Here is a 23,082-nt window from a genome sequence, read left to right as displayed (position 1 = left end):
TATTGTGAGTAACGGCAGTACAGATATGGGGACCTCCATGGAAAAGGCAACGGTATTTAAAAGCAAACGCAGTCAAACGGTGCGCATGCCGAAATCCCTTGCGCTGCCTGAAAACGTTAAACGCGTTGAAGTTATTGCTTTGGGTCGCGCGCGCTTGATCGCCCCCGTAGGTGAAGCGTGGGACAGCTGGTTTGATGGCGAAAGTGTCAGTGCAGGCTTTATGAGTGAACGCGAGCAGCCAAATGAACAGGAACGTGAGGCATTTTGATGCTTAAGTACTTGCTTATAATAAATATTTGCATGTTTACCATTAAAGGTGATCAAAGCTTAGAGTAGGAATTGGATTTAGACGGCCATTCCCCCCCAGCAGGTATCAATACTCATGATCAAAACCGCGTTAGCTCTAAGCACCCTATTACTTATCAGCGGATGCGCCCAAAACAGCAATACCGCCGCACCAGGCTCGCCGCACGCAGGTACATCAACCGAGCAAAGCGAGCCCCACCACCAGATAACCGACCAATGGGTCGGCCGATGGATTGGCGTTGAAGGGTTATTTCTAGACATCAGCAAGAACGAGCCTGCAGGCCCGGGCCACTATCTGTTTGAAATGCAGTACGGCCTGGATGCCGACCAAATCGGCACCTTCGAGGGACAGGCCACCGCCGAGGGTATTCGCTTCAACCGCGAGGACGGCCAACACTTGCTCCGAGCTGGCGATGGCGAAGCCACCGGCATGAAGTGGCTATTGGAAAAAGAAGACTGCCTAGTAGTGAAAACAGGCGAAGGCTATTGCCGCGACTAATCTACCCGTTGGGATATCAAGAAATGGCACGGTGACATGGGCTATTCGCTCGACACTTCTGTCAACTGCCCCGCCTTATCCAGGCTGTATTCGACAAAATCCCGCGCCAGGTAGAGCGCGCCTGAATAGACGCTTTGCGCCTCTGTGCGAATATCCTCAATGGAAGGCGAGGTATGGGAGATAAGCGGATAACGGGGGCTGAAGTGGGTGAGCACCAAATTGGGCAGCTTGATGGCTTGAGCAAACGCCGCCACCTGCTTGCCGTAGCTATGCCCTACCTCACCAGCTTTCTCGGCCATCGCTTCGGTGTAGGTGGCTTCGTGCACCAGCACCTGCGCCCCAGCGCACGCCTGCGCCAACAGCTCGGGCCGGTCGTTGTCTCCGGCAATCACCACCTTTCTGGGGGCGTGTTTGAACAGCAGGTAATCCTGGCTGCGTAGTTGCTTGCCTTCGAACGTTACGTCCACGCCCTGCTTCAACTGTCCCCACAACGGCCCTCTGGGAATGCCCTGCCGATCTAATGTATCCACGTCTAGAGCCGCCTCCACGTTGCGCTCGGTGAACGCATAGGCGTAGCACGGCACGCGGTGGGAAAGCGCAAACGTCTCTACCGCCATGTTCTCGAATTCGACGCTGGGCAGTTCGTCCGAGCAGATGAATTCCAGCACAAAAGGCAAGCTGAGCTGCGTTACCTCGCACGTCGCCTCCAACCAAGTTTGAATACCCTTGGGTGCCATAAGGGTCAGCGGCGCCGTGCGCCCGCCCATGGCCGCACTGGCCAAAATACCCGGCAGCCCATAACAGTGGTCGCCGTGCACGTGGGTAATCAAGATGGCCTTCAGCGAATGGAACGACAGCTTGGTGTGCAAGACCTGATGCTGCGTGCCCTCGCCACAATCGATCAGGTACCAGCCTTTGCCTTTGCTCTCGCGCAGGGCGATGCCGGAGACGTTTCTGGTTTTGGTGGGCACACCGGCGGAGGTGCCGAGGAAGAGTAGGTTCATATCTTATTGGCGAGTCAGCAATGAGCGTGAAGGGGTGACGTTCGAAGCAACGAGGCGTGCTTGAATGCGCATTACCATGCGCATAAAATCAGGCGATACATCAAGAGCCACCAGGAGACGACGATGGCCGAACTCTACGATGCAGCCGCACCTAAAAAAGCAGCGAACCTCTCCATCAATAGCGACCTGCTGCGCAGGACACGTGAATTGAACATTAACTTGTCTGCCACCCTGGAGCGAGCGCTGAAAGAAGAGCTTGCCAAATGCGAAGCACAACGATGGGTCGAAGAAAATCGAGCTGCGATAAAAAGTTATAACGATTTTGTCGAACAACACGGATGTTTTGGCGACGAATTCAGGGAATTTTAATGGCACAGTTCGATGTATACCCCAATCCAAGCAAAACCAGCAAAGCGCACTACCCATACCTTGTGGATGTTCAAAGCAGCTTGCTAAGCGAACTGGCCACTCGCATCGTCATCCCGTTGGGCAACCGTTCCGCCTTCGGCAACGACACCCTGCAAGGACTCACTCCAGAAATCAGCTTTGGCGATCAGGTGCTATTGCTGCTAACGCCACAGATTTCGTCGGTGCCTGAAAAACATCTACAGAATCCCATCGGCTCTCTCGCGCATTGTAGAGACCAAATTGTCGGGGCTCTGGACCTGGCGATCACCGGCTTTTAACACTGGCAGTATGATGCGGCAACCTCATGGAGGCAAAGCCATCATGTTAGACGCTCATGTCGAAGCGGGCCATCAGAATTGACGGTGCCGCGCGAGCGGCAAACCGTTGGCTTCAACGTATGCGTTCGAGCTTGCCAGAGCGTTGGCATTCTCTTTCAGCCACTTCTTCTGTTTATGCCGTTTCACAGCCTCCGCGATCCCCGCCCCTGCGGACCGTGAGACATTGATCCCCAAAGCTTTTGCCTCTTTGAGAAGGGCGCTATCTAGCGACAGGTTGGTTGGTTTTCGGAGGGATTTCGTCACTTCAGGAGCAGGAATGGCTCAATCCTCGCGGGGAATAATGCACCTACAATATGCGCATACTACTTGCACATCAAGCCTGCGCGACGGTAAGTCTTTTCGCGCTCTAGACCTCATGATTCGGCGGCATAATGCCCACATCAGGGGCGGGAAAATGTGACGTGAGGAACGAACGTAGCATTTTTGCGTCCGTTGCCTGTGATTGTTAGGCTGTGAATTTTCAATCTACCACCAGAGGCATTGGGGTTTTATACAACCTAGATTTCTCACATTTTTTCTTGAACCCTATTTTTTCCTTGAAGTAGAAAACTAAGGCGTCAGCTAGCTCTTTAGGTGCACGAGGATCAATAAGTATGCTATCAATTACTTGATGTGGATTAATACTTACAGAAACCCCACCTCCCTCTTCAGGTGGCTGCTCATCAATCAGAACGACTCTATATTCCGATTCGTGCTCATACGCGTCTCGCTTCATGAATAGCAAATCGATCGACTTATCAATATCGAAGCTCCCTTCGAGTTGATCTCTGATGCTTTGTGATTTCATATTAAGGCTATGCTGAGAAATGTAAGAGACATCATCCATTCGAAGTTTCTTGGCGCTTCCCTTTATGCCCTTTTCTAAAGCAGCTCTTAACTTGTTAGTACTTGTGCCTACCCTGATGCCCAAGTGGTTAGGCGAGTAAATTCGCCACATGGCATCTGAAACCCCGTTGCTACACCAGCATTGCGAAAATACTTTATGACTCTCTCTATGAATAAGACGGGTTTCGTACGGATCTTCCCATTTCGATGGATGAGAAAAGAAAAGCTCGCCCTTTTCAAAAACCTGAACAGCATGATGGAAATTAATTATTCGATACAATCTTCCAGCAGAATTTTTCATATTTCCCCATAAAGAAGCCTAACGAGGTTGTAGGAAAACCCGATTTCGAGCCGTCTCCACCGCCTCTCTTCATCATTTACTGATCCAGCCAGCCATCTGGCTGGATAATATTCATACCGGCATTCCGCCACTTGAGCTACCATTTAAAGCTAGATGAAGGCAGTATTTTGCTCTTACAAAGCAATTTATCCCGCTCCAAGCCCTTCATGACGAGGCCAAATGACCATAATTCACTAACTTCTCAATGTTGTGAACCAGGCAGTAGAGCTGCCACTGCCCCTGCACCTTTTTCTTACCCCGTAGACTGAATCGGTTCAGCCTTTTCGTCGTGCCAATGTTGCCGAATACCGGCTCTACGACTGACATACGATGGCTGTAGATTTCCTTGCCCTTCGGGCTATCCACCCGGTGTTTCATCCAGTCTGTGTAATTGGGTAAGCGTTTGTTCTCGATAATAAAAGATACTTGTCGCCCTGCGCCTTGGCGATGATCGGCCGAGCCCGGGTTCTGCATGCAACGGGATTTCTTTGGGCAGTGCCGACATTGCAGCAAACGTCCTTCAAAGTGTACCCGAACCTTGCCAGTGTCCGTTTCTCGTTGCCCGCGATAAGACAGCTTTTCGCCGGTTGGGCAGATACACGTGAGCGCTACTGGATCAAACTGGAACGCGCTGGCTGGCGTCGTCTCACGCCAGCCTTTGTCCGGTAGGTGCTGGTGGCGCTTTCCGTATTTATCTTTCTGGTCGGCGAACTTCGGATCTCGGCTGCGGAACTGGTTATCGGGGATGTAGCCATTGATCTGGCGTTCGTGCAGGTACTTCATATTTGCTTCATTGGCGAAGCCTGTATCTGCGGTCACGACGGTGCCTGTCTGGTAGATGTTGTCCACAATGCCTAGCTTTTTAAAGCGCGCTTCTACGCTTTCCAGTACGGGCTGCAAGGTGTGGTGTTCCTGGCCTTCACCAGAGGCCTGAGCGTCAATGATGATCTGATGCTTCTTATCCACCGTCGCCACACCGTTATAACCCTGGATCGTGCCTTTACTAGTGGTCATCTTGGCGCTTTCGTTATCGGTGAGGTTGCTCTTCACCTCCTTGATTCGCTTCCCCCGGCCCATCCTTGGGCTGTGCGTCTTTAGGAAGCGATCCACTTTGTTCATGGCAGCATCTAGTGAGAGGATCATCCTGGCTCGGCGAATGTCCCGATCCAGATCGGCTTCCGTTTCGGCTTCATCACGAGCGTAGTGCTCTAGCAGGTGATGCCGAACCAGGCCTCTCAGCTTCTCCCGCTTCTCGCTCAACTCCTTGAACGTACCCGACCACTCTTTAGAGGCATCGGAGGACATCTTGCAGCCATCAATGGCAAAGAGTTCGTTGCCCAGTAAGCCTTGTTCGTGGCACACCAACAGCACTTGCTCAAAGAGCGCTTCAATTTCGTCGGCATGCCGACTAACGAAGCTTGCCAGAGTGGTAAAGTGGGGAACGGTATCGCAGGAAAGGGCTTTGAAAATGATATTGGTCTCGCAGCACCACTGCATCTCACGACTAGAGGTGATCCCTTTTGAGTAGGCAAACAGGATGATCTTCAACAGGATGGCCGGATCATAGGCCAACCGACCTGTCGTGTCGTTGCGATACCCCGGATGGAAAACCGACAAGTCGAGTTTGTGCTCGATCAGGTAATGCACTGCGTGTTCGAAGGTGCCAGGCTGAAGCTGATCCTGGTAGTTGATCACCACCATGGCGTTCTGATCGTAGTTGTAAACCTTGAAGCGCGGCATGCTGACCACTCCCCGTCTGTTTTCCCGATCCTACCAAAACCTGGCTGTCAAAGGGGTTTTTCTACAGCCTCAACGCCAGCGGCAGGGGTGCGACGTCAGGAGCGCCCCTTGCCCGCGTTGGTTATGTAGCATTGTGCCTCTGAACCCCGAAAAGCCCACCACCAAGGTAGTTCATAGGGTTCCCATTTTGCCCACTTTTCTCGTGAAGCTCTTTGACTAATTCTTCTGTATCTTCTATGGCCCGCCTAGCATTTTCTATTGTTGAAAACTCCTGCCACTCACTCTCAGTCGTGAAGCGAAGAGAGTCGCCCGTAAGATCCACTTCTTTTCGCACAGATTCAGTGGTAGTTTTTCCATGGGCCATTTTATCTCTGAACAAAAACAATTCACGTAATGTTAAATACGGGCGCTGGCTGAAATCAGGATCGATACCAGCCTCGCCGCAAAGAGACTTGAATTTTTTAAGCTTTGACATCGTTCTTTCTTTTCTATCCCAATCATTGCACTTTAATTGGCCTAGATGATTAATATAAGCTTCGATAGTAAACGCACAATAGATAAGGCAGCTTACTAAATTGTATAGTTGGCTATCTTGATCTCGCTCTGCCTGCTCCAACATCGCTTTCGCTCCAATGAACATATAAGCGAAGGTGTTTGTTGTTTGCCGACCTGAAACCGTGGCCTTACTCATGACTACCTCGTGGCACATAACGCTAATATTAAGCGGCCGGTTTGGAGCGCAACGGAAAACCGGTCCGGTGGAGGCCCGCCAGGGCCGGAACGAACTTGAGTGACTTGTTAAGCCTACAATGCCGCATAGGTCTCTTCCGAAACCTTAGTACCGTCCGGGTTCACCCAAGAGAGCACTGCGTTGTAGGCAGTAGGACTCCCTAGGTGGATCGCAGCTATTAAAGTTACTGAACTGCCTGGTTGGAGCTTTGGAACGGGGAATTTTGCTTCGTAGTCATTTTTCACTAGCGGGCTATCTTCCGGCTTTACCAATAAGTTTAAATCAACATCTTTGGCATCTACATCACTGATATTGGTTATGCGGAAACGGTAAGTCTTGCCATCTTTGAAAAGATCGACTGACAGTCGAGCAGTATTTTTCCCTCGCTCTTCGCGCAGCAAAATTTCCAGCTGCTTTTTGGCGAGCTCGGACGTAGCCCGCTGCAGGTCGTTGGATTCTTTTTGAATTTTCCTTTGGCCAAACCAAACAATCAAACTAACGATCGTGGCGATACAGCCTAAGAGAACACTTAAAATCTCGTACTTTGACACCCTGACTCCCTGACTCCCTTTGGGCTTAATAGTGATTACACGCCCCACTATGAAACCTCAATGAACGCGACATCACAATGACTGAGGTTTCATAGCCATCAAATCGACTCTACCTCATTGATTCTACAGCGTGTAAAGAGAATTTTGGCGACATAGCCAAAATTCGCATGCTGCGCGTTTTGCTTTCCCTCTGCGTACCGCAAGAAAAGCACTGCACGGCGGATGCGCCACACAAAGCCCACAAGCCGTTAACCAGCCCCCACCGCCACCAATTCCCCCTCAAACCACTGCTGTTTGAGGCCGCGCTGTTTTTCCAGCAGTGTGAGGTAAGGCCTTAGCGGGTGTTGGGGCGGTAGGCTGACGTGGAGTTGGCGCAGGCGCCGTTGGTAGGGGAGCTGCCCGGCGGGCTGGTGCAAGGGGGTGGCGTGTTGGGTGAGCCACGCCATGTCGGGGAGCAGCAGGTGCGTGGCGCCGCTGTCCAGCGCGAGGGTAACGCCCTTGGCGTCGAAGTCGCCTGCGTAGAGGTGCGGCCTGCGGGTTTTGCGCCATACCTCGGCCAGGTGGGCGAAGCCGCCGCCGTAGTGGTTGTCGCCTCGGTAGGCGATGAGCGGCTGGGCGTAGCCGCTGAGGGCGCTGATGTTCGGGTTGAAAGCGTAGAAGCTGTCGAGGTTTTCCACCTGTACCAGCGCGCCGAAGGCCCCCAACGTAAGGTGGCGAACGTCCACGTCGCGACTGCAGCGCGACTCGCTTGCAAGCCCTGGGGTGGGCTGGGGCGGCAGGTTGAGCAGTACGCGCCAGGCGCGGGGGCCTTCGCGGGTGGCCTTGTCTTCTTCCACGCCCTCTTTGGCTTGGGCGGCGCTGCTCAGGCCGCTGAGCGAGCGGCCCAGCGGGGCGAGGTGGGCGCTGGCCAGAACGCTATCGATCTGCGCTAGCAGCTCGGCATCGAAGCGCAGGGCCTGGCTGGAAAGCCGCATGCCGAGATCGATATCCTGCTGGCGGCACCAGGCCACCACGTCTTCCACCCACTGGCGGCGGGGCTTCTCCACCGTGGGCTGGCGGTTGAGTTCCCGGGCCACGCCGTTGAGCCCTGCCCGTGCGCGGCTGGGCAGGTTCATACCGCCACCGCCAGGGCCACATCGTGAATCAAACGCAGGTCGTTATAGGCGCTGGCCTTGCTCTCCTCTTGCTGCAGGCGGAAGGCCTGCTGTTCGCTGCGCGGCAGGCCCTGGTATTCGGCAATCACCTGGAACAGCCAGATTTCATACGCCCACTCCAGGCCGCTCTCTTGCAGATACGCCAGGGCGCTGACCGGCTCGGCCGGGGGCTGGTCGAGCACTGCGAGGTAGAAGCGCTCGACGTCCAGCTTGAGGGCCTGCTGGCGGGCGGCGGCGAGGCTCTCTTCGACGGGCTGAACGGCGTTGGCCACGGCGACGTTTTGTGCGGCGTGGCGCGGGGCGGGCAGTTCGTGCAGCAGCTCGGCCAGAACGCGGGTGTCCAGGGCGCGGTCCAGCGCGGGGGCGGCGGCGGCGTTGAGCGGTGCGGCGCGGTTGAACAGCGCGGGCACCTCGCTGCGCTGGGCGTAGTTGCCGGGCACGAAGCCCGGGTGTTCGCGCAGGAAGGCGGCCATGCCGGTCATCAGGCGGCTGCGGGCCTGCTGCTTGCGGAAGCGGGCCATGAGTTCGATCAGCCGCCGCTGCACTTCCCGCAGGCTGGTGTAGTGGTGGCTCAGGCGGTTCTGGAGCTGGCTGATGAGCAGTTTGCGCAGGCTGCCGTCGCTGCCCACCAGGGCGATCAGCTCGTCGAAGTCGATCAGCGCGAGGCCATCGAGCAGGCGCACGATCTGCTTCTGGGCGCGGTCGTTCTCGCGGATCTTGTCGTTGAGCTGGCTGACGAAGCCGAAATCGCTGTTGAGCCGCTGCCACAGGCTGTCGATGGCGTCGGCAAAGCGGCCGTTGAGGTCGTCCACCTCTTGGCGCAGGCGCAGTAGCTGCTGCTCCTGGCGCCAGTGTTCGCCCTTGCTGCGGGCTTCCCGGTAGCTATCTACCTGGGTGCGAATCAGCTCCAGGGTTTCGGCCACGTCGGCATTGACGTGGCGGCGGGTTTCGTCGGCGAGCATTTCGGCAATCAGGTCGCGCACCTTGGGCGATAGTTTGACGCCGCTCTGCTCGTCGGGCCGCCATAGCACCCGGGCGGCCAGCAGCTTGCGCAGCGCGCCGTCGCTCAGGCCTTCCAGCGGTACGTCGTCGCGGGTGTAGGCCTGCATCAGCCGCTCGGCGTGTTTGCCCAGCAGCGCCAGGCGCTCCGCGCCGGTCTTGAGCAGGCGACTCTCCAGCTCGCTCACGCCACTGCCCGCCCCATTGCCTAAAGCACTATTCTCACGCCGACTCACAGCAGGGCCTCCTGGGTGCCCATGTCCTCGTCGGCATCGATGGGCAGGTTCTCTTCGTCGCGGATGAAGCGCACTACGTCCACCAGGTAATCCATCTTGCCCGTCACCACGAAGACCTGCCGCTCGCTGTGAGGCTGCATCAGGTAGCCGTGCTCTTTCAGCCGTTTGAAGATCTGCTTCACCTGGGCATCCAGCTGGTCGCTCTGGGAGCCAAAGAAGCTGTCTGTGGCCAGCCGCTCCAGGCGCTCGCGCAGGCTCTGGTTGTCTTCGCACTTGGCGCTGAACTCGGCGGGCTTGAGCACGTCGCCAGGAGCGGCTAGGGCGTCGCGGCCCAGCGCTTCCTGCACCAGTTGCAGCCACTCCAGCATGGGCAGCAGGCTGTTGAGGGTGTCGGCGAGCTGGCGGGAGAGCTGCTCCCGGGCGGTGTCGTTGAGCTGCCGCCAGGCCAGGAAGTAGACGCTGGCATCCTCGTTGCTGGCCAGCCGCCGATTGAGCGGGCGCAGGTAGGCGTCGATGGCCTCGCGGGTCTCTTCGTTGGCCAGGTGGCGGTAGGCGTTCTCTTCACTGATGGCGCAGATGAAATCGCCTGCTAGCAGGCGTTCGAGCAGGGGGCCGTGTTCGATCATGCGCTCACCTCCTGTTGGCGCTGCTTGATTTTCTGCGCCAGCGCGCTGAGACGCGGCTCGATACGCTTGAGCTGGCGCTGTTGCTGGGCGTCCCGCTCGATGAGGTAGCGGTTGGCGAACAGTAGCAGTACGTCGGATTCCGGGTTGGGGAAGGCACCGACGATATGGATGCGGTTGCTGTCGCAGGCGTCGAACAGTTTTTCGACGTTGTGGTAGGCCAGCGTACCGATCTCGTCGATGGGCCAGTGGATGGCGATGTGCGCATCGCCCCGCAGCAGGCGGGTAAACGCCAGCAGGAACTTGCACAAAATCAGATACGCCATGCCGTGGCTGGAGGACTCCAGCAACTGGCGGTCGTTCTTGATTACCAGGTCCGTGCCGCCTTCGTTCAGGTGCAGCTCCAGGCGCAGCAGGCTTTCGAAGCTGTACTGCTGGTCGCTGCGCAGCAAATCGACCACGTCGGCCAGGGCGTTGAGGTAGTCGTCGCTGGGCAGCGTCTGGCCGGACTCCCGCCACGCCTTGTAGCGCTGGGCGAACAGCTTGAGCGGCTCCCAGAAGCCCAGCTCGTCGATGGTGGATTGAATACGCACTTCCGCCTTGGTGATGCCTTCCAGGCGCAGGTCATCGGCGACCTCTTCCGAAAGCCGACGGCTCTGGGCGCTGATGCGCCGGTTCAAATCGCGGAAGACGATGAAGAACTTATCCAGGTCGTCGCTGAGGTTGCGCCCTTCCTGAATCAACTGCTGCTGTTGATCCTCCAGTAGTTTGAGCATGCCGCGTAAAAGCGGCAGCAGTAGCCGTGGGCTGTCGCTGGGCAGCTTGTCGCGTTCGCTCTGCAGGGCATCGGCAAAGCCGCTGCTGGCGTCCTTGATCAGTTGGCTTTCCACCTCCAGGCAGCCACGCCGCAGCTGCTCTAGCTGCTGGTGGCGGCTGGTCAGCGCTTGGCGGGTACGTTCGATGCGTTCGTCCACATCGCCCACGCTAGCTTCCGCTGGCGCTCCTTCGGCCACTAGCTCCAGGCCGTCCAACTGGTTGAGCAGCGGCGTGAGGGTGTCCAGGGTGCCTCGGGCGCTATCGCGCTGGGCCTTCAGGCCGTTCACTGCCTGCTGGTGGGCCTCTCTGGCAGCGTGGAAGGCGTTTTTCAGATGCGCTTTATCGCGTTTGAGCTGCTGGTCGCGCTGGGCCAGTTCGGCCTCTTCCGCCACCAGCTGGGGTTTGTGCTGGCCCCACTCGATGCGCATGAAGCGCTGGTACTCGGCCAGTTCCTCCTGGCGAGCGGCAGTTTTACGAATGCGCTCGTTCTGCGCTTCCAGGCGAGTTCGCGTGGCCTTGAGCTGGGCAGGGTCGACGCCCTGTTCGGCCAGCTCCTGGCTGAAGGCCTCTTCCAGTTCGGCGCGCTGGCGCTGGTGTTCGGCGTTGGCATCGCTGAGCTGCTGTTTATAGGTGCGTAACTGGGCATCCAGGCCATCGAGCTGGCTCTGGGCGTCGGCCTTGAGTTCCAGCAGTTGGCCTTGGTGGGTTTCGGCCAGCTCGGCCAGGGCGTCGCGCTTCTCGTCACGCAGCTCGGTTTGGGCCTGCTCCTGGCGGGCCAGGGCAGCTTCGATCTGGGCGCGGCGGGCTTTTTGGCTCTCTGCGTGGCGAGCCTGCTGCTGGCGGCGCGCTTCCAGGGCGTACTCCACCTCCTGCTCGGCGCGCTGGTGGGCCAGGCGGGCGGTGTCCTGAGCGTCATCGGCCTGCTGTACCCGCTCGTTGTGCTGCTTGAGGGTCTTTTCAGCGGCGGTGCAGGCGGTGTGGGCACGGGCCTTGGCGCTCTCGGCTTCCTCGATGGCGGCCAGCAGGCTGGCTTCGTCCTGGGCGTAGTCGGGCAGCGCGATGGCGGAAAGGTCCAGCGCCAGCCCGAACAGGTCGTCGCTGGCGTTGTCGGCCAGTTGGGGGGCGAGGTCGCGGCGCTCCAGCAGTTCCGGGGCGATCACCTTGCCGAGCTGCTGCTCCCAGCCGGGGCGGTGGTAGCGCAAAAAGTGGCGCAAGCTGCCCTGCTCGGGGGTTTGCTGCTGGTAGAGCGTGTAGCAGTGCTGCTCGGCGCGCTCGCGCTGTTGGCGGCACTGCACGAGATGCTGTTCGGCGGTGTCGCGCTCGCGCTTGTGGGCTTCCAGCTCTCGGCGCAGCGCTTCCAGAGTGGCCCCGGCCGCGCTGCGGGCCTGCTGGGCGTCGTCCAGCCGCGCCTGGGCCAGCTCGGCTTCCTGGGCTTCTTCGCGGGTTTGGCTGGGCATGGCCAACTGGGCCTTCAGCTCGGCCAGCTGCTCGACGCCTAGCTCCAGCTGGGCCTGATACTCGCTCTCCAGCCTCTGGCGAGCCTGCTGGTAGCGATCGCTATGATGCTGTTCGGTTTGCCACTGCTGCTCGCGGCGCTCGGCTTTCTCCTCCACCAGCGCGTCGATCAGTTCCTGGCTCTCCTGGGTCTGGCGGGCGAGGTTTTCGGAGAGTTCGCGCAGTCGGCCATCCAGGCGCGCCTGGCTTTCCTTCACTGCGTCCTGCATCACTTGCAGATGTTGTTGCAGCTGGTCGCGCTGTTCGCGCCATTGGGGCAGCGCGTTGATGTCCCGCTCCAGGCCGGGCATGTCGGCATCGGCGTACTGCTCGAAGCGGGTTTGCAGGTCGTTGAGGCGACGCTGGGTATGCTGCAGGTCGCTTGCCACTTCGCTGTGCTGGTCGTTGAGCGCATCCCGCCGCTCGGTGTAGGCCTGCTCCTCGGCCTGGAACTCCCGCTGATGGCGGTTGAGTTCGCTCTCCAGGTCAGCCATTTGCCGCTGGGTCCGTTCCCGGTCGGCGGCTAGCTGGGGTTTGAGCTGCCACAGCGTCGCGTCGAGTTCGGCCAGCTCGCGGTCGATGCCGGAGAGTTTGGCCAGCGCGGCCTGCAGCGGCTCCAGGCGCATGGATTGGCGCATCTGGGCAATCCATTCGCGGGCCTTGGCACTGCGAATGCGAGTGACGGGTAGCTCGACGCCGTCCTCTTCGAAAATCGCCGCCAGCATGGTCTTGAGGGTGTCCATCTTGCCCTCTTTGGCGTGCACCGCCGAGACCAGCTTTTCGATATGGCGAATGCGCCGCTCGGGATTCACCAGGCTGAATTGGGCGGCGATCTGGCGCAGTTTCAAGCCCTCGCGGCTGTTGCCGTGGAGCTGGGTAAAGTCGTTCTGGATCACCGAGCGGAACTCGGAGGTGGCCCCCAGCTTGGGAGAAACGGGCGTGCCGCTGCGGCGTAGCTCGCTGGCCCACTGGGTGTAGTCCAGCGCCAGCGGCCCCTGCTCGGTGTCGACCAGGTAGTCTTCCGGGCGGTAGGGCGCGCCGACGAAGCGGTACTCCACACCGCCTTCCTGCTTGCGGGTCAGCACCGCCTGACACACGTTGCCCGCTTCGCGGCGGTACTCATACACCAGGTAGCTATTGCGGTGGGGCAAATAGAACGCATCGAATTTCATGCGGGTTTTCGGCACCACCTTGTTGGGCAGCTCGCCGTAAAACACCGGCACCAGCCGCTGGAGCGTGGTTTTGCCCGACGCGTTGGTACCGCAAATATTGGTGTGGCCGTCCACACTGAGCTCGACCACGCCGTTCAGGTGGCCGTGAATCATCACGATGCGTAGCAGATGCGCCATGCCGTGTCCTTGATCGTTTAACGTCCGAAAACGCTATCTTGCCAGACACCTCCAGCGCTTGTCTTATTGATTACGCCTTACCCAACAACCCCTCAAAAAAGCTCACCGCGTTGGCTTCCAGCCCTTCCAGGTAGTAGCCGCCTTCCTGCACGACCAGGGTGGGTACGTTCAGCTCTGCTACCCGACGGCCAAGTTCCGCAAACCCGGCGGTAGAGACGGCCACTTTGGCTTGAGGGTCGCGCTCATAGATATCGAACCCCAGTGCCAGTACCAGCGCGTCGGGCTCGAACAGGCGAATGGCCTGGCAAGCGTCCGCCAAGCGGTCGAAAAACACCGCCTCTTTTGACCCGTGCGGCATGGGCAGGTTGAGGTTGTAGCCCAGCCCTGCCCCTTTCCCGCGCTCCTCTTCGAAACCGGAGACCGCTGGGTAGAAGTTGGTGGTATCGCCATGGATGGAGATATAGAGCACATCGTCGCGCTGGTAGAAGATCTCCTGTATGCCCTGACCGTGGTGCATGTCCGGGTCGAGCACGACGATGCGCGGAAACCGCGAGGTGAGATGCTGAGCCGCAATGGCGGCATTGTTGAGAAAGCAGAAACCACCCGCAGAGTCGATGCCCGCGTGGTGGCCCGGCGGGCGAGACAACGCATAGGCGAAAGGCTCCCCGGCCAGTAACGCCTCGGCACCCGCCACGGCACTTTGCGCCGACCAGTACGCAGAGTGCCAAGTGTGCTGCCCCACCGGCGCGCTGCCATCGGCCAGATAGCGCGCCGCTTCGGCCAGGATGCCGCGCAGGGCGTTGGGCGAACGCACGAAGATATTGGAGATCACCTCCTCCCCCCAATCCTCGCCCACCGCCTGCCAGCGCCGATGGGCGCTTTCCAGAAAACGCAGATAGGGCAGCGAGTGCACGGCCCTGATCGGCCCCACGCCGTGATCCGCAGGACTCCGAATATCAAAGCCCAGCCGCTTGGCAGCGGCCAGCAAGTGCATGGCGCGTTCGGGCACTTCTTGAGGCGTGCGCATTTTGCCCCGGGAGAAGTAGGTCTGCGGATGATGGAGCGCCTGATCCGCGTGAAAGAACGTCTTCATGGTAAGGGGGCTCCGCTGTCGCTCACCCCTTTCACCACGAAATCGCGGGCGACGCCGATGTGGTAATCGATGGCATCGCGGCATGTAGCCGCCTGGCCACTGGCTAGGGCATCCAGCAGCTTGAAATGGCTGGTGGCGATGGTGTCGGGGGCTTCGTGGGTCTTGGTGATGAGCGTGATACAGAGCCGCAGCTCGTGGGTCAGGTTATCGAAGGCGCGCAGCAGCCGCTCGTTGCCTGCGTAGTGCAACATGAGGCGGTGAAACTGCAGGTCTTCCTCGATACGGCGCGTCCCGTCGTTACTGGCGGCCGCCTCGCACAACACCTCTACTTGTTGTTTCAACGCGCGCTCAGCCTCGCCGCTGTAACGCTCGGCCAACCGCTGAATGGCGTGCCGCTCCAAGCACAGCCGCAGATCGAAGACGTCTTCCAGTTCAACGGCATTCAACGCCCTAACGAAAAACCCACGTCGCGGTTTCGAGATCAGCAGGCCGCGACTCTCCAGCAAACGCGCCGCTTCACGCACAGGCGCACGGCTCACGCCTAGGTCTTTGGAGAGCTGCACTTCTGACAGGCGCTCGCCGGGTAAAAAGTGCTGCTGAATAATCGCTTGCGTTAAGTAATCGGCCACCTGCTCGACCAGGTTGTGCTGCTGAATGTAGGTATTGGGCGCGGCTAGCGGAGGGGCCATAAAGTGCACTCTCGATCATCCATATACTGCTCAGTATGACGAAAACGAACTATTTGTCGACGGCCGATTGACGACTGTCGACAGTTTAACCAAGCGCTGCTATGGTCAAAGAGGACCTCCAACAAACATCACAATCGGTCGCTACCGTCACGCCTCGCTCGCCTAACGACGACGTAACCCCATTACGTGCTAATAACCGAGGAGCAAGAAACATGAAGACACCTTTGGCTTGGGCCATTACCGCTGCAGCGCTTGCCCTTTCCACCGCCGCCACGGCCCAAGAGCCCCAATCGGGCGGCACCATCGATACGATCATTCAGCCTGAACCGCCGGGCTTGGTGCTGGGCATGATTCAAAACGCCCCTACCCGCACCGTCGCGGGCAATATCTATGAGGGGCTACTGCGTTACACCACGGATTTAGAACCCATGCCGCAGTTGGCCGAGTCGTGGGAGGTCAGTGACGATGGGCGCACTTACACGTTTCATCTTCGGGAAGACGTGACCTGGCACGACGGTGAACCCTTCACCGCCGATGACGTAGTGTTCTCCGCCGATGTTTTCCACCGTGAGTTGAATCCCAGCGCGCGGGCCGTGTTACAGCATGTGGAAAGCATCGAGGCCACCGACGACCACACGGTGGTATTCACACTGACGGAGCCATTTGGGCCTTTCCTGATCTCGTTCGAGGCGGGCACATTCACCATGGTGCCCGAGCACCTCTACGCGGGCACCGACTTCCGTAATAACGAGCATAACGACCACCCGATTGGCACGGGCCCGTTCAAGTTTGCCAACTGGGAGCGCGGCACCGTCATCGAGCTGGTCAAAAATGACGACTACTATGAAGAGGGGCTGCCCTATCTGGATGGCGTCAACTGGCACGTGATTCCCGATGGCGGCTCCCGCGCGGTGGCGTTCGAAAACGGTACCATCGATGTCTTGCCCAGCGGCACCGTGGAAAACTTCGATATTCCGCGCCTTTCGGCCATGGATAACGTCTGTATGACCGAAGAGGGCCACGAGTACTTCAGCCCCTTCGCCATGCTATGGATGAATAACCGCGAAGGCCCGACCGCCGACAAACGCTTCCGCCAAGCGGTCATGTACGCCATGGATCGCGATTTTGCCAAGGACGTGCTGTGGAACGGCCTGGGCAACGTACCGCTCTCGGCGTTTGGCTCTAACGCGCGTTTCCAACACGACGACCTGGAGCCCTACGATCACAACCCTGAGCGTGCCCGCGAGCTGCTCGACGAAATGGGCTACGACGGGGAGGAGATCACCATCCTACCGCTGCCCTACGGCGAGACCTGGACCCGTTGGGCCGAAGCCGTGCAACAAAATCTGCGTGAAGTGGGTATCAACGTCAGCACCCAAGCCACCGACGTGGGCGGCTGGAACCAACGCCTGGGCGATTGGGAGTACGACCTGGCCTTTACCTACCTCTATCAGTATGGCGATCCGGCACTGGGGATTTCACGCACTTACCTGTCCGACAACATCGCCAAGGGCTCGCCCTGGAATAACGTCGAAGGCTATGAAAACGAGCGCGTAGACGAACTTTTCAACGCGGCCGCCACCGCCTTCCCCGATGAAGAGCGTGAAGCGCTGTACCACGAAGTACAGGAAATTTTGCATGAGGATGTCCCGGTCGGCTGGCTGATGGAACTGGGTTTCCCGACGCTGTACCGCTGTGATGTGAAAAACCTCGTCACCTCGGGCGTGGGAGTTAACGACGGCTTTAAAGATGCTTGGTTAGATCGCTAGGCCAGGCCACCCAGGTAGCGCGAGCTGCCTGGTTTTTTTTTAGCTATCGCTCGTTAGCTATGTCTCGAAGGTATCCTTCAGGAAACGACTTATGGTTTATGCGCGCCTCGTTCTGATGCGGCTGTTCAAAGCCGTGATTGTGCTGTTTCTCATCGTTATTTTTAACTTTTTACTGATTCAAATGGCCCCCGGGGACCCGGCCGCCATTCTGGCGGGCGAAGCCGGTGCCGCCGACCAGGAGTTTCTCGACCAGTTACGCGAGCGCTTCGGGCTCGACCAGCCGATGTACGTGCAGCTTTGGCGCTATGTGTCAGGTATCGCCATGCTCGATTTCGGCTACTCCTATCGGCTGGGCGTGCCGGTGTTCGATCTGATCATGGATCGCTTACCTGCCACCTTGCTGCTGACCGGCACCGCCTTCGTACTCTCGCTGGTGTTGGGCATCGTGGCCGGCTCCATGGCGGCCGCCCGTGTCAAGAAACCGTCCGGCTCGCTGATCATGGCGTTAGCGCTGGTGTTCTACGCCACGCCGCTGTTTTGGGTGGCGCTGATGTCGGTGGTGGTGTTCTCGGTTTACCTGGGCTGGCTGCCCGCCTACGGGCTGTATACCGTGGGCGCGGGCCACACAGGGTTTGCGCTGGTGCTCGATGTGGCTAAGCACTTGGTGCTCCCCGCCACTACGCTGGCGCTATTTTTTATGGCGATTTATACCCGCATGACGCGCACCTCCATGCTGGATGCCGCTCAGCAGGATTATGTCAAAACGGCGCGGGCCAAAGGGCTCAAGCCGGGGGTCATTCAGCGCCGCCACGTGCTGCGCAACGCTCTGCTTCCCATCATCACGCTGGCGGGCCTGCAGGCCGGGCAAATGGTGGGCGGGGCGATCCTAACCGAAACCGTGTTTGCCTGGCCCGGTATCGGCCGCCTGATGTTCGAAGCGCTGCAGCAGCGGGACTACAACCTGCTACTGGGCATTTTCTTCTTCTCGGCGGCGCTGGTCATCGTCTTCAACATCATCACCGACGTGGTGTATCGCCTGGCCGATCCGCGTATCAAGGGGGCGTCATGAGCCTTTTCGCACGCTTTGCGCAGAACCGTGGGGCCCTCGTGGGGCTGGTCATTCTGCTGCTGATGATTGCCATGGCGGTGCTGGCCCCCGTGCTGTTTCCTGAATCGCCCTGGCGCATGGTGCAGCGGCCTTTTTTGCCGCCGTTCTCCCAGGAGGGCTTTTTGCTGGGCACCGACACCATGGGCCGTAACGTGGCGGCGGGCCTGATGCACGGCGCGTGGGTCTCGCTATTGATCGGGCTGGTATCCACCTGCGTTGCTTTATTGATTGGCGTGCCGCTTGGGGCCATTGCCGGTTACTACGGGGGCTTGGTCGATGACGCGCTGATGCGCTTTACCGAGTTCTTCCAGACGATTCCCAACTTTGCGCTGGCCATCGTGCTGGTGGCGATCATGCAGCCCAGCGTCACCTCGATCGTCCTGGCGATTGCGATTGTCAGCTGGCCGCCGGTGGCGCGTTTGGTGCGCGCGGAGTTCATGTCGCTGCGCAACCGCGAGTATGTCGAAGCCGCCCGCTTGGTGGGCCAATCCAATAGCACGATCATTCTGCGCCAGATTCTGCCCAACACGTTATCGCCGATTATCGTGCTTGCCTCGCTGATGGTGGCCACCGCGATCCTGCTGGAGTCGGCGCTGTCATTTCTCGGTTTGGGCGATCCCAACGTGATGTCCTGGGGCTACATGATTGGGGCGGCGCGAACGGTCATTCGTCAGGCGTGGTGGCTAAGCTTCTTCCCCGGTTTGGCCATCCTCCTGACGGTGCTCGCGCTCAACCTGGTGGGCGAAGGACTCGACGACGCCCTCAACCCGAAACTTTCCCGCGAACGCTAGGAGCTCGCCATGACGGATGTCACTACAGAAACGGTCCTCAGCATTCGCGAATTGAGCATTGCCCTCCCGAAAGGGGCCGACCGCGCACTCGCGGTCGAGGGCGTTAGCTACGAGGTCATGCGCGGAGAAATCATGTGCGTGGTGGGTGAATCGGGCTCTGGAAAATCGATGGCGGCGAACGCCATCATGGGCCTACTGCCCAAAGGCGTGAGCGCCACCCAGGGCGAAGTGCTGTTCGAAGGGCAGGACCTGCTCGCTGTGACGGAAAAGCAGCACCGCACCCTGCGCGGGTTGAAAATCGGCATGATTTTCCAAGAGCCGATGACCGCCCTGAACCCGCTGATGCGCGTCGGCGCACAGATTGCCGAGGTATTCGAAGCCCACGGTCAGCTTACCCCCAAGGAGCGCCAGGCCCGCGCACTGGAACTGCTCATCGAAGTCGGTATTCCGCAGCCGGAGAAAGCCATTCGCGCCTACCCGTTCGAGCTTTCCGGCGGCCAGCGCCAGCGGGTGATGATTGCTATGGCGCTGGCGCTAGAGCCCACGCTGCTGATTGCCGATGAGCCCACCACGGCGCTGGATGTCACCACCCAAGCGCAGATTCTGGCGCTGATTCGCGACCTGCAGCAGCGGCGCGGCATGGCCGTCATGTTCATCACCCACGACTTTGGCGTGGTGGCCGAGATTGCCAGCCGCGTGTGCGTGATGCGCCACGGCAAGATCGTCGAGTTGGGTGACGCCCGCTCTGTGCTGGAGAACCCTCAAGACGCCTACACCCAGGCGCTGATTGCGGCCATTCCCAGTAATGCGGTGCCGCCCCACCGCGACACCGACCAGGTCGCGCCGCTGCTGGAAATCAAGGGGCTGCAAAAAGTGTTCCGCTCGCGAGGCGGCTGGTTCAAGCCTGCCCGCGAGGTACATGCGCTGAATGACGTATCGCTCACGCTCGCCCGGGGGGAAACCGTGGGTATCGTGGGCGAATCCGGCTCGGGGAAATCGACTCTGGGCCGCTGCGTGGTGCGCCTGGAGCATCCGGATAGCGGCGAGCTGCTGCTGGACGGCGTCAACCTCTCGCAGCTAAAAGGCGACGCGCTGCGCCGCGAGCGCCACCGGGTGCAGATGATCTTCCAAGACCCCTACGCCTCGCTCAACCCACGCACTAAGGTGGGCATGGCGATTGCCCAAGGGCCGATGGCCAACGGCACGCCGAAGGCCGCCGCACTGAAACAGGCAGGAGAGTTGCTCGATATGGTGGGCCTGGGCGCCAGCGCCGTGGAGCGCTACCCCCACGAATTTTCCGGCGGCCAGCGCCAGCGAATCGGCATCGCCCGAGCGCTGGCGCTCAACCCGGAACTGATCGTCGCCGACGAAGCCGTCTCCGCCCTCGACGTCTCCATTCAAGCCCAGGTGCTGGAACTGCTGGAGGAATTGAAACAGCGCCTATCGCTTTCGCTGCTATTCATTACCCACGACCTGCGCGTCGCCGCTCAGCTGTGTGACCGCATCGTGGTGATGCAATACGGCCGTATCGTCGAGCAAGGCAGCGCCGAGCAGATTTTTCTCGCCCCGCGTGAGGCGTATACCCAAGACCTGCTCGACGCCATTCCAGGCCGCGAAGCGCCCGTGGCAGCCACCGCGTGATTGACGAAATGGACACGATAGGCGAAGGAACACACATGCAAATACCCCTGAAAACGCTGCGTGCCATCGTCGGCGCGCCTCATGTATTGACCGGCGACGATGTGAGCAGTCGGCGTGAGGATTGGATGACCGGCGCCCCCTGCCAAGCAGGCGCTATCGTTCGGCCGGCGGATACAGAACAGCTCTCGGCGGTGATGCACGCCTGCCATGAGTCAAGGCAGCCAATCGTGACTCACGGCGGTTTGACGGGGCTGGTGCACGGCGCCGAAGCATGCCCCGACGAGCTGGTGATTTCCCTCGAACGCATGACGGCCATCGAAGAGATAGACCGCGTGGGCGGGACGCTGACCGTGCAGGCGGGGGCACCGCTGCAGCGGGTGCAGGAAGCCGCCAGAGAGGTAGGCCTGCAGTTCCCGTTGGATTTGGGCGCGCGGGGCAGTTGCACCATCGGGGGCAATATCGCCACCAACGCCGGGGGCGTGCGGGTGATTCGTTACGGCATGATGCGCCAACAGGTGCTGGGGCTAGAGGCCGTCATGGCCGACGGCCGGGTGGTCAGCTCCATGAACCGGATGCTGAAGAACAACGCCGGGTTCGATTTAAAGCAGCTCTTCATCGGCAGCGAAGGCACGCTAGGGATCGTTACCCGCGCCGTGCTACGCTTGCAGCCCCCGACGCCTTTTGAACAAACCGCAATGGTGGCCTGCCCCTCCTTCGACGCACTGACGGGGCTGCTCAGCCAGATGGGGAAAGCGCTGGGCGGCAGTTTGGGTGCTTTCGAAGTCATGTGGCAGAACCACTACCACTTGCTGACGGAAACGCTTGGCCGCCACGCTCCACCGATTGCTCCTGAGCACCCTTTCTATGTGATCATCGAATCGCTAGGCAGCGATGCCGAGCGTAACGCTACCCAGTTTCGTGAAGCCTTGGAAAGCGCGCTAGAGAGCGGGCTGATCGTCGATGCTGTCTTGGCGCAGTCGAGCACCCAGCGCGACGGCCTATGGGCAATACGCGAGGATATCGAAGGCCTGGTCAAAGGCCTTGCCCCCGTATTGACCTTCGATGTCAGCCTGCCGATTGCCGAGATGCAGCGCTATACCGATGCGCTGGAAGCGCAGTTGACCAAGCGCTGGCCCGACGCACGACTGGTGGTGTTTGGCCATTTAGGTGATGGCAACCTGCATATTTCCGTAAGCGCGGGCAGTGCCGAGCTGCCGGTTCGGCGCGAGGTAGAGGCCATGGTCTATCAACCGCTGGCCGCACTGGGCGGCTCGGTCTCTGCCGAGCACGGTATCGGCCTGGAGAAACGTCCCTGGCTAAGCACCTGCCGCTCTAGCGCGGAAATCGAACTGATGCAGACGCTAAAGCACGCGCTTGACCCACACCGACTACTGAATCGCGGTAAGATTTTAAGCTAACCACTTTTATTTTTAGGATTCGCCCATGTCCTCGCATACAACGCCCCGCCACCCCGCGCACCTGACCGGCGAAGGTCCCCACAACCCATTCCCGGGCATTAAAGTGTTGGAGCGGAAACTTGGCCGGGAGCTTCCCCATCGGCTGGGCTCTAACGAGGGGTTAGACATGCCGCACCGCGCCCTGCGGGAGCACTTTGGCGACGCGGTGGCACAGCACGTGTACTGCTATGGCGATGCCGAGGCCTTGGGAGTGCGCCAGCGCTTGAGCGCGCAGCAGAACATTCCGCTGGAGCATCTGCTGGTGGATGCCGGTGCCGATAGTCTGATCGCCCTGGCGCTGCGCACTACCTGCACGGCGGGCGATGCGGTGGTGAGCACCGCAGGCACCTACCCTACCTTCGGTTACTTCGCCCAGGGCCAGGGCTGCCACTTGATCGAGCCCAGCTACCATGAAGCCCCCGGCGTGCTCGCCCCGGATTTAGAAGCGCTGGCAGCCGCCGCCCATCAAGAAGAGGCGCGGTTGGTGTACCTGGCGAACCCCGACAATCCTAGCGGACACCTGCATAGCGATAGCGCGATTCTCAAGCTGCGCGAGGCGCTGCCGGAGGCGTGCTGGCTGCTGCTGGACGAGGCCTACGGCGATTTTCGTGATGATGCAGGCAGCGAGTTCCTCGGCACAGCGCTGCCGGGGGTAATTCGCCTGCGTACGCTCTCCAAGGCGCACGGCCTGGCCGGCATGCGTATTGGCTACGCGATTGCCGAGCCCGACGTGCTGGCGATGATGATGAAAGTGCGTATTCACTACGCGGTGTCGTCGTTCACCCAGGCGGCGGCTGAAGTCGTGCTCGATCACCCCGACGAAGTACGCCAGCACATCGAAGCGGTGAAAGCCCGCCGCGAGCAGCTGGCGCTGCACTTTATCGGCCTGGGGGCCGACGTGCTGCCCAGCGCGACGAACTTCGTCGGCATTCGGCTACCCAGCGCGGAGTTGGCGGCGGCGGTGCATCAGGAGCTGTTGGCCGAGGGCGTGCTGGTAGCCCGCCTCGCCCACCCGGAATTGGCCAACGTGATCCGGATTACAGCGGTCGAAGACGCGTTAGCGCCCGGCAGATTGGCCACGCTGGAAAAAGCGCTTCAGCAGCACGGCTAGCGCCGTTTGCC

At 59.6% G+C, this 23,082-nt stretch carries 22 protein-coding genes; 10 read left to right on the top strand and 12 right to left on the bottom strand.

What is annotated here, in order from left to right; genetic code table 11:
- Window positions 1-37: 37 nt before the first annotated feature.
- Both vapB and GYM47_RS03435 read left to right on the top strand, forming a co-directional pair.
- Window positions 38-268, top strand: coding sequence for a type II toxin-antitoxin system VapB family antitoxin (gene vapB / locus GYM47_RS03440; RefSeq protein ID WP_153842124.1), 231 nt, complete (start codon window positions 38-40; stop codon window positions 266-268).
- 114 nt (window positions 269-382) lie between these two features.
- Window positions 383-805 carry a hypothetical protein gene (locus tag GYM47_RS03435; protein WP_153842123.1) on the top strand — a complete coding sequence of 141 codons (423 nt, stop codon included), beginning with the start codon at window positions 383-385 and terminating at the stop codon, window positions 803-805.
- Window positions 806-846: 41 nt separating this feature from the next.
- Here the strand turns inward: GYM47_RS03435 and GYM47_RS03430 are convergent, their stop codons facing one another.
- Window positions 847-1,809 carry a ribonuclease Z gene (locus GYM47_RS03430; protein ID WP_153842122.1) on the bottom strand — a complete coding sequence of 321 codons (963 nt, stop codon included), beginning with the start codon at window positions 1,807-1,809 and terminating at the stop codon, window positions 847-849.
- A gap of 123 nt (window positions 1,810-1,932) precedes the next feature.
- Here GYM47_RS03430 and GYM47_RS03425 point away from each other — a divergent pair, with 123 nt between their 5' ends.
- Window positions 1,933-2,178, top strand: a complete 246-nt coding sequence (locus GYM47_RS03425; RefSeq protein WP_039180194.1) for a type II toxin-antitoxin system CcdA family antitoxin — start codon at window positions 1,933-1,935, stop codon at window positions 2,176-2,178.
- Window positions 2,178-2,495 carry a CcdB family protein gene (locus tag GYM47_RS03420; RefSeq protein ID WP_153842121.1) on the top strand — a complete coding sequence of 106 codons (318 nt, stop codon included), beginning with the start codon at window positions 2,178-2,180 and terminating at the stop codon, window positions 2,493-2,495. Before GYM47_RS03425 ends, GYM47_RS03420 begins: the two co-directional genes overlap by 1 nt.
- A 72-nt stretch (window positions 2,496-2,567) precedes the next feature.
- Here the strand turns inward: GYM47_RS03420 and GYM47_RS03415 are convergent, their stop codons facing one another.
- From GYM47_RS03415 to GYM47_RS03365, 11 genes are all read right to left on the bottom strand, one after another.
- Window positions 2,568-2,798 (bottom strand): type II toxin-antitoxin system CcdA family antitoxin, encoded by a 231-nt coding sequence (locus GYM47_RS03415; protein ID WP_231125502.1) that lies wholly within the window; start codon window positions 2,796-2,798, stop codon window positions 2,568-2,570.
- A 217-nt stretch (window positions 2,799-3,015) separates the two neighbouring features.
- Window positions 3,016-3,681, bottom strand: coding sequence for a DUF2971 domain-containing protein (locus tag GYM47_RS03410; protein WP_153842120.1), 666 nt, complete (start codon window positions 3,679-3,681; stop codon window positions 3,016-3,018).
- A gap of 204 nt (window positions 3,682-3,885) precedes the next feature.
- Entirely contained in the window at window positions 3,886-5,460 is a 1,575-nt protein-coding gene (locus GYM47_RS03405; protein ID WP_168444432.1) for a transposase, read from the bottom strand.
- 121 nt (window positions 5,461-5,581) lie between these two features.
- Window positions 5,582-6,151 carry a hypothetical protein gene (locus GYM47_RS03400; RefSeq protein ID WP_153844004.1) on the bottom strand — a complete coding sequence of 190 codons (570 nt, stop codon included), beginning with the start codon at window positions 6,149-6,151 and terminating at the stop codon, window positions 5,582-5,584.
- 113 nt (window positions 6,152-6,264) lie between these two features.
- The gene (locus GYM47_RS03395; protein WP_153844003.1) at window positions 6,265-6,741 is read right to left on the bottom strand and encodes a hypothetical protein; all 477 of its coding nucleotides are present in this window, start codon (window positions 6,739-6,741) and stop codon (window positions 6,265-6,267) included.
- A gap of 248 nt (window positions 6,742-6,989) precedes the next feature.
- Window positions 6,990-7,856, bottom strand: coding sequence for a DUF7281 domain-containing protein (locus tag GYM47_RS03390; protein WP_153844002.1), 867 nt, complete (start codon window positions 7,854-7,856; stop codon window positions 6,990-6,992).
- Complete coding sequence (locus GYM47_RS03385; protein ID WP_231125667.1) at window positions 7,853-9,130, bottom strand: hypothetical protein; 1,278 nt, start codon at window positions 9,128-9,130, stop codon at window positions 7,853-7,855. Before GYM47_RS03385 ends, GYM47_RS03390 begins: the two co-directional genes overlap by 4 nt.
- Window positions 9,127-9,756, bottom strand: coding sequence for a condensin complex protein MksE (locus GYM47_RS03380; RefSeq protein WP_153844001.1), 630 nt, complete (start codon window positions 9,754-9,756; stop codon window positions 9,127-9,129). The genes GYM47_RS03385 and GYM47_RS03380 overlap by 4 nt, the downstream gene beginning before the upstream one ends.
- The gene (locus tag GYM47_RS03375; RefSeq protein WP_153844000.1) at window positions 9,753-13,412 is read right to left on the bottom strand and encodes an ATP-binding protein; all 3,660 of its coding nucleotides are present in this window, start codon (window positions 13,410-13,412) and stop codon (window positions 9,753-9,755) included. Before GYM47_RS03375 ends, GYM47_RS03380 begins: the two co-directional genes overlap by 4 nt.
- Before the next feature lie 70 nt (window positions 13,413-13,482).
- Complete coding sequence (locus tag GYM47_RS03370) at window positions 13,483-14,505, bottom strand: histone deacetylase family protein (protein WP_153843999.1); 1,023 nt, start codon at window positions 14,503-14,505, stop codon at window positions 13,483-13,485.
- A complete protein-coding gene (locus GYM47_RS03365) occupies window positions 14,502-15,194 on the bottom strand; it encodes a GntR family transcriptional regulator (protein ID WP_062373147.1) in 693 nt (230 codons plus the stop codon). Before GYM47_RS03365 ends, GYM47_RS03370 begins: the two co-directional genes overlap by 4 nt.
- A 212-nt stretch (window positions 15,195-15,406) precedes the next feature.
- Between GYM47_RS03365 and GYM47_RS03360 the strand changes: the two genes are divergently transcribed.
- The 6 genes from GYM47_RS03360 (at window position 15,407) to GYM47_RS03335 (ending at window position 23,071) form a co-directional block, all read left to right on the top strand.
- The gene (locus GYM47_RS03360; RefSeq protein ID WP_153843998.1) at window positions 15,407-16,963 is read left to right on the top strand and encodes an ABC transporter substrate-binding protein; all 1,557 of its coding nucleotides are present in this window, start codon (window positions 15,407-15,409) and stop codon (window positions 16,961-16,963) included.
- A gap of 91 nt (window positions 16,964-17,054) precedes the next feature.
- A complete protein-coding gene (locus tag GYM47_RS03355; protein WP_139525078.1) occupies window positions 17,055-18,032 on the top strand; it encodes an ABC transporter permease in 978 nt (325 codons plus the stop codon).
- Window positions 18,029-18,862: an ABC transporter permease gene (locus GYM47_RS03350; RefSeq protein ID WP_153843997.1), complete on the top strand. Its 834-nt coding sequence runs from the start codon at window positions 18,029-18,031 to the stop codon at window positions 18,860-18,862. The genes GYM47_RS03355 and GYM47_RS03350 overlap by 4 nt, the downstream gene beginning before the upstream one ends.
- Window positions 18,863-18,871: 9 nt before the next feature.
- Window positions 18,872-20,503: an ABC transporter ATP-binding protein gene (locus GYM47_RS03345; RefSeq protein ID WP_153843996.1), complete on the top strand. Its 1,632-nt coding sequence runs from the start codon at window positions 18,872-18,874 to the stop codon at window positions 20,501-20,503.
- A 35-nt stretch (window positions 20,504-20,538) separates the two neighbouring features.
- Window positions 20,539-21,921 (top strand): FAD-binding oxidoreductase, encoded by a 1,383-nt coding sequence (locus tag GYM47_RS03340; protein WP_153843995.1) that lies wholly within the window; start codon window positions 20,539-20,541, stop codon window positions 21,919-21,921.
- Window positions 21,922-21,946: 25 nt separating this feature from the next.
- Window positions 21,947-23,071 carry a pyridoxal phosphate-dependent aminotransferase gene (locus GYM47_RS03335; protein ID WP_153843994.1) on the top strand — a complete coding sequence of 375 codons (1,125 nt, stop codon included), beginning with the start codon at window positions 21,947-21,949 and terminating at the stop codon, window positions 23,069-23,071.
- Window positions 23,072-23,082: the final 11 nt, after the last annotated feature.

This window comes from Vreelandella piezotolerans (assembly GCF_012427705.1).
Classification (GTDB): Bacteria; Pseudomonadota; Gammaproteobacteria; order Pseudomonadales; family Halomonadaceae; genus Vreelandella; species Vreelandella piezotolerans.
The sequence above is the reverse complement of the archived record's forward strand: the minus strand, read 5'-3'. Positions and strand labels throughout refer to the sequence as shown.

Excerpts from the sequence above, each read along its gene's own strand:
- GYM47_RS03430 (WP_153842122.1), bottom strand. The coding sequence starts at position 1,809 with ATGAACCTACTCTTCCTCGGCACCTCCGCCGGTGTGCCCACCAAAACC.
- GYM47_RS03345 (WP_153843996.1), top strand. The coding sequence starts at position 18,872 with ATGACGGATGTCACTACAGAAACGGTCCTCAGCATTCGCGAATTGAGC.
- GYM47_RS03365 (WP_062373147.1), bottom strand. The coding sequence starts at position 15,194 with ATGGCCCCTCCGCTAGCCGCGCCCAATACCTACATTCAGCAGCACAAC.
- GYM47_RS03390 (WP_153844002.1), bottom strand. The coding sequence starts at position 7,856 with ATGAACCTGCCCAGCCGCGCACGGGCAGGGCTCAACGGCGTGGCCCGG.
- GYM47_RS03370 (WP_153843999.1), bottom strand. The coding sequence starts at position 14,505 with ATGAAGACGTTCTTTCACGCGGATCAGGCGCTCCATCATCCGCAGACC.
- GYM47_RS03405 (WP_168444432.1), bottom strand. The coding sequence starts at position 5,460 with ATGCCGCGCTTCAAGGTTTACAACTACGATCAGAACGCCATGGTGGTG.
- GYM47_RS03340 (WP_153843995.1), top strand. The coding sequence starts at position 20,539 with ATGCAAATACCCCTGAAAACGCTGCGTGCCATCGTCGGCGCGCCTCAT.
- GYM47_RS03350 (WP_153843997.1), top strand. The coding sequence starts at position 18,029 with ATGAGCCTTTTCGCACGCTTTGCGCAGAACCGTGGGGCCCTCGTGGGG.
- GYM47_RS03335 (WP_153843994.1), top strand. The coding sequence starts at position 21,947 with ATGTCCTCGCATACAACGCCCCGCCACCCCGCGCACCTGACCGGCGAA.
- GYM47_RS03360 (WP_153843998.1), top strand. The coding sequence starts at position 15,407 with ATGAAGACACCTTTGGCTTGGGCCATTACCGCTGCAGCGCTTGCCCTT.
- GYM47_RS03425 (WP_039180194.1), top strand. The coding sequence starts at position 1,933 with ATGGCCGAACTCTACGATGCAGCCGCACCTAAAAAAGCAGCGAACCTC.
- GYM47_RS03435 (WP_153842123.1), top strand. The coding sequence starts at position 383 with ATGATCAAAACCGCGTTAGCTCTAAGCACCCTATTACTTATCAGCGGA.
- GYM47_RS03420 (WP_153842121.1), top strand. The coding sequence starts at position 2,178 with ATGGCACAGTTCGATGTATACCCCAATCCAAGCAAAACCAGCAAAGCG.
- vapB (WP_153842124.1), top strand. The coding sequence starts at position 38 with ATGGAAAAGGCAACGGTATTTAAAAGCAAACGCAGTCAAACGGTGCGC.
- GYM47_RS03400 (WP_153844004.1), bottom strand. The coding sequence starts at position 6,151 with ATGAGTAAGGCCACGGTTTCAGGTCGGCAAACAACAAACACCTTCGCT.
- GYM47_RS03380 (WP_153844001.1), bottom strand. The coding sequence starts at position 9,756 with ATGATCGAACACGGCCCCCTGCTCGAACGCCTGCTAGCAGGCGATTTC.
- GYM47_RS03375 (WP_153844000.1), bottom strand. The coding sequence starts at position 13,412 with ATGGCGCATCTGCTACGCATCGTGATGATTCACGGCCACCTGAACGGC.
- GYM47_RS03355 (WP_139525078.1), top strand. The coding sequence starts at position 17,055 with ATGGTTTATGCGCGCCTCGTTCTGATGCGGCTGTTCAAAGCCGTGATT.
- GYM47_RS03410 (WP_153842120.1), bottom strand. The coding sequence starts at position 3,681 with ATGAAAAATTCTGCTGGAAGATTGTATCGAATAATTAATTTCCATCAT.